Annotated in this window: 2 protein-coding genes and 1 pseudogene; 2 read left to right on the top strand and 1 reads right to left on the bottom strand. The window is 59.2% G+C overall.

The window, feature by feature from the left end; genetic code table 11:
• A partial coding sequence (locus QJT78_RS49295; protein ID WP_281460788.1) for a hypothetical protein occupies nt 1-331 on the bottom strand: 331 nt, incomplete at its 3' end.
• A gap of 1288 nt (nt 332-1619) precedes the next feature.
• On the opposite strand from QJT78_RS49295, the pseudogene QJT78_RS49290 reads away from it, so the two are divergent.
• Nucleotides 1620-1788: pseudogene (locus tag QJT78_RS49290) on the top strand (transposase); the annotation flags it as partial.
• A gap of 288 nt (nt 1789-2076) precedes the next feature.
• Nucleotides 2077-4049, top strand: a 1973-nt coding sequence (locus QJT78_RS49285) for an ATP-dependent RecD-like DNA helicase (protein ID WP_281460787.1), incomplete at its 3' end; no start/stop codon positions are given.

Below are 4049 nucleotides of genomic sequence, written 5' to 3'. Positions count from 1 at the left end.
TGGCGTTGCCGACGATCACTGTCCGCTCGATTTGCTCCGGACAATCCTGCAACCACGCAAAGACATCTTCGAGCCTATAAGGCGTTACGACTTCACGAGCACCCGGCTTGATGTCTGGACCTTCTATCAAATAGAAGCGCCCTTCCGCCGTCCTGACCATGCGGTCCCGTATTTCACCCTCGACCCCCGTGGTCGGGTCGAAATTCGACAATACGCGCGTTGCAAAGTTGAACGCTCCGTCAAGTTGACGACGCGCTGTCCGCTTCGGCTTCGCTCGACGTCGCTTGGTTGCGCACTTAAGCTTGCGGCCCGACACCTGTCTCTTGAACATCTGTACTCCTTTGCGATGCTCCGCCGCGGATTCCGCGAGCGTGCTCTTCGCTCGCCGCCATCGCAATATGGCCAATTGAAAGAGCCCGTGCTGATCAGTCGATACGTTTCTAGCCAGCGGCTGTGACATTTGTAAGATTACAAACGCTCGCGAGTTTGGCGCGGCCCGTTGGAATGATGCTTCAGCTAGCCTGCACACTCCGACCGCCACCACTTCGCACCGATTGACCGAATGTGCGCGTGAGAGCCTTGGCGACGACGTTGCCGGACGACACCGCCAAGGTCAACGGATAGCCCCTTAGATGGCTCGTACCAGCATGTGGGCCATGTCGGCCAAACTTGGGCAGGGTAGCCCCCGTCAGCCGCGCGTGCCCATCCTTGGCGGCTCATCGACCGAACGAATGATTGAGCTGCGCTTGCCTCAGACTGTGCAAGTGAACCGCGGCTGGAGACCGGATAGCCGCATCTCGTCCGGCCATCTCGCCGCGTCCATCTGGACGTTGTGCGAGCACCGGTAGTCGTTGCAAACGTCGGTCAAGCCGTCTCCAGCCGCTGCTTAATCTGCTCGGCTTGTTCCTTCGTCAGCTTCTCAGCCAAGCTGTAATCCTTCAGTTGGGCCGCCCCCTTGCGATCCCGATCATAAACCATCCAGTCGACGCTTCCTCTTCGTACGAGGAACCTAGCCTGTATCGGTGCCATGTAATTCACCGTAAACTCCGTCACCAATATGAACGACCGCAATAATATTCGCGAAGAATATCTAGCACCCGGTCTGCGATGCTTCTGTGAACTTACGCACACACACACACACACACACCGGAGCCCAGATATAGATACTTCGACCAACGCCAATCAGCCGAAAGCCCCTCGAAGATCCCGCCTGAGGTCGTGACTTACTCTAACTCAAATCTTGGCCGCAACTCACTGCAAATACGTTCGAGCCGAGAATGTAACTCACAGAGATCCTCCGGCGCCGCTACCACAGTTGTGCGAAACCCGAGCTGCCTGTCCTCGCTGACCTGAAAGAAGTTGGTCAGTCCAAACCGTTCTAGGATCAATTCATGAAGCTGGTCTTTGGTGATCTTTTGCTTTTGTAACGCCATTGAAAAAGCCGATGCTAAGATTGCCTCCTTTTGCTTCTTCCGCAGCGCAACTGCAAGGCGCTCGTTGCGGCACCCGTAATTGCCCGGGGGGCGATTGTGAATCGACGCTGAACATTGACCCCGCACGCGCGAAGTCAATCAAGCACTTGGACGCCGATCGGCGTCCGGACCCCACGCAGATTCACACTGGTGGCGCTATGGGAGGCCTCGGATCGGATCTGCGGCAAGCGGCTCAGGGTAATGATTCCGACGTTGCTGCCTTCGCTGGAGCGGCATGGCCGGCTCAAGCTAGGACCAGGCCGATCGAGCACTGGTGCTCGGCGTCAGCGCAGCCACGATTGATCGGCTGCTGGTCGAGACCAAGGTTGCCGCGGCCGGCGGTAACCGCAAAGCGAAATCACGACTGGCTGGCCTCCTTTACAGTTCGATTCTTGCACCGCACGGCGGCTACCGACACATATCGCCGGACGCCCATTGATCGGCCATGCAGTCACGCTATGCATGCCAACTCGGTGGGCTCCGAAGGGGGTTGACCACCGTGGTGGCTTGCCAACGACGATCCAACTGAGCAAATTGGGTTCGGGGAAGAGAGCTGTCCGCAAATGGTGCTCTCGGCGACGGAACAGATGATGCGACGATCCGCATGAAACCGCAGCCGAAACCATCAAGCCGGGAAGTTCTTGCTGGCCTTGTTGAGCGCGTCACATACCACAACGACGGGAATGGCTACTGCGTTTTGCGGATCAAGGCGCGCGGCCACCGCGAACTGGTCACTGTAGTCGGGCACGCCGCGGTGATCTCCGCTGGCGAGTGGATTACCGCATCGGGCGAATGGGTCAATGACCGCACCCATGGCCAACAGTACAGGGCGAAGTTCTTAAAGACCTCGGAACCGACATCACTCGACGGCATCGAGAAATACCTCGGCTCCGGAATGATCCGCGGCATCGGGCCAGTCTATGCCAAGAAGCTGGTGCGCGCCTTCGGTGAGAAAGTGTTCGATACCATCGAGGCGGAGCCCGAACGCCTGCGCGAGGTAACGGGCATCGGCCCGGTTCGGGCCAACCGGATCACGGCCGCCTGGGCTGAACAGAAGATCGTTCGCGAAATCATGGTCTTCCTGCACAGCAATGGCGTCGGCACAGCCCGGGCGGTGCGCATCTATAAGACCTATGGCGCGGACGCCGTACAGGTTATGACCGAGAACCCCTACCGCCTCGCGCGTGACATTCGCGGCATCGGCTTCAAGACTGCCGACGCGATCGCGATGAAACTCGGCATCGAAAAGACCGCAATGATTCGGGTTCGGGCCGGGATCTCCTATGGGCTGACCGAGGCGATGGACGAAGGGCACTGCGGTTTGCCGACGGATGAACTGGTGCCGCTTGCCGAGAAGCTGCTTGAGGTCCCGGTGGAACTGGTGCGCATTGCGCTTGATCTCGAACGGACAGCAGGCACAGTCATCGCGGACAGCGTAGGCGAAACGTCATGCGTATTTCTGGCGGGCCTGCATCGGGCGGAGCGTTCGATTGCCGAGCGACTGATCCGGCTTGCGAATGGCACACTGCCGTGGCCCTGGATCAATCCCGACAAGGCACTGCCTTGGGTCGAGCAACGAATCGGGCTTACCCTTGCCGAAAGCCAGGTCGCTGCGATCCGGCTCGCATTGATGTCCAAAGCGTTGGTCATGACCGGCGGTCCTGGTGTCGGCAAGACCACCATCGTCAAAGGTATTCTCCGCATTCTCGCAGCAAAGGGCGTGAGGCTCCTGCTATGCGCGCCGACCGGCCGCGCCGCCAAGCGCATGACCGAAGCGACCGGTTTTGAGGCCAGGACGATCCACCGGCTGCTGGAGGTTGACCCCAAGGGCGGCGGCTTCAAGCGCGGCGAAGACAATCCGCTCGACTGCGACCTGCTTGTTGTCGACGAAGCCTCAATGGTAGACGTCGTGCTGATGCAGTCACTCATCAAGGCCGTGCCAGACAGATCTGCCCTTTTGATCGTCGGCGACATCGACCAGCTTCCTTCGGTTGGGCCAGGCCAAGTGCTGGCCGACGTCATCTCATCCGGTGCTGTGCCGGTGGTGCGTCTCACCGAGGTGTTCCGGCAGGCCGCGCAAAGCCGCATCATTATCAGCGCACATCGCATCAATCAGGGGGCCATCCCCGATCTCAGCCCGCCCGGCACGGATAGCGATTTCTACTTCGTGCAAGCGGGCGATCCAGAAACCGCCGTACAGCGTATCATCGAGTTGGTGAAGACACGGATCCCCAATCGTTTCGGCCTCGACCCAATTCGGGACATTCAGGTTCTGTGTCCAATGAACCGGGGCGGCGTCGGTGCGCGCTCGCTAAACATTGAACTGCAGGCGGCTCTGAACCCCGCCGGCGAGCGCAAGGTTGAACGCTTCGGTTGGACGTTCGCGTCCGGCGACAAAGTGATGCAGATCGAAAACGATTACGACAAGGAGGTCTATAACGGTGACATCGGTTATATCGACGATGTCAGTTCCGAAGACAGCGAACTCACCGCAAGCTTCGACGGCCGCTCGGTCATTTATGAGTTTGGCGAGCTCGACACGCTGGTGCCGGCTTACGCAGCAACTATCCATAAGAG

It is taken from the genome of Bradyrhizobium sp. Mp27, assembly GCF_029953005.1.
Taxonomy (GTDB): domain Bacteria; phylum Pseudomonadota; class Alphaproteobacteria; order Rhizobiales; family Xanthobacteraceae; genus Bradyrhizobium; species Bradyrhizobium barranii.
Note: the sequence above shows the minus strand (reverse complement) of the source record. Positions and strands in the feature narration are given on the sequence as shown.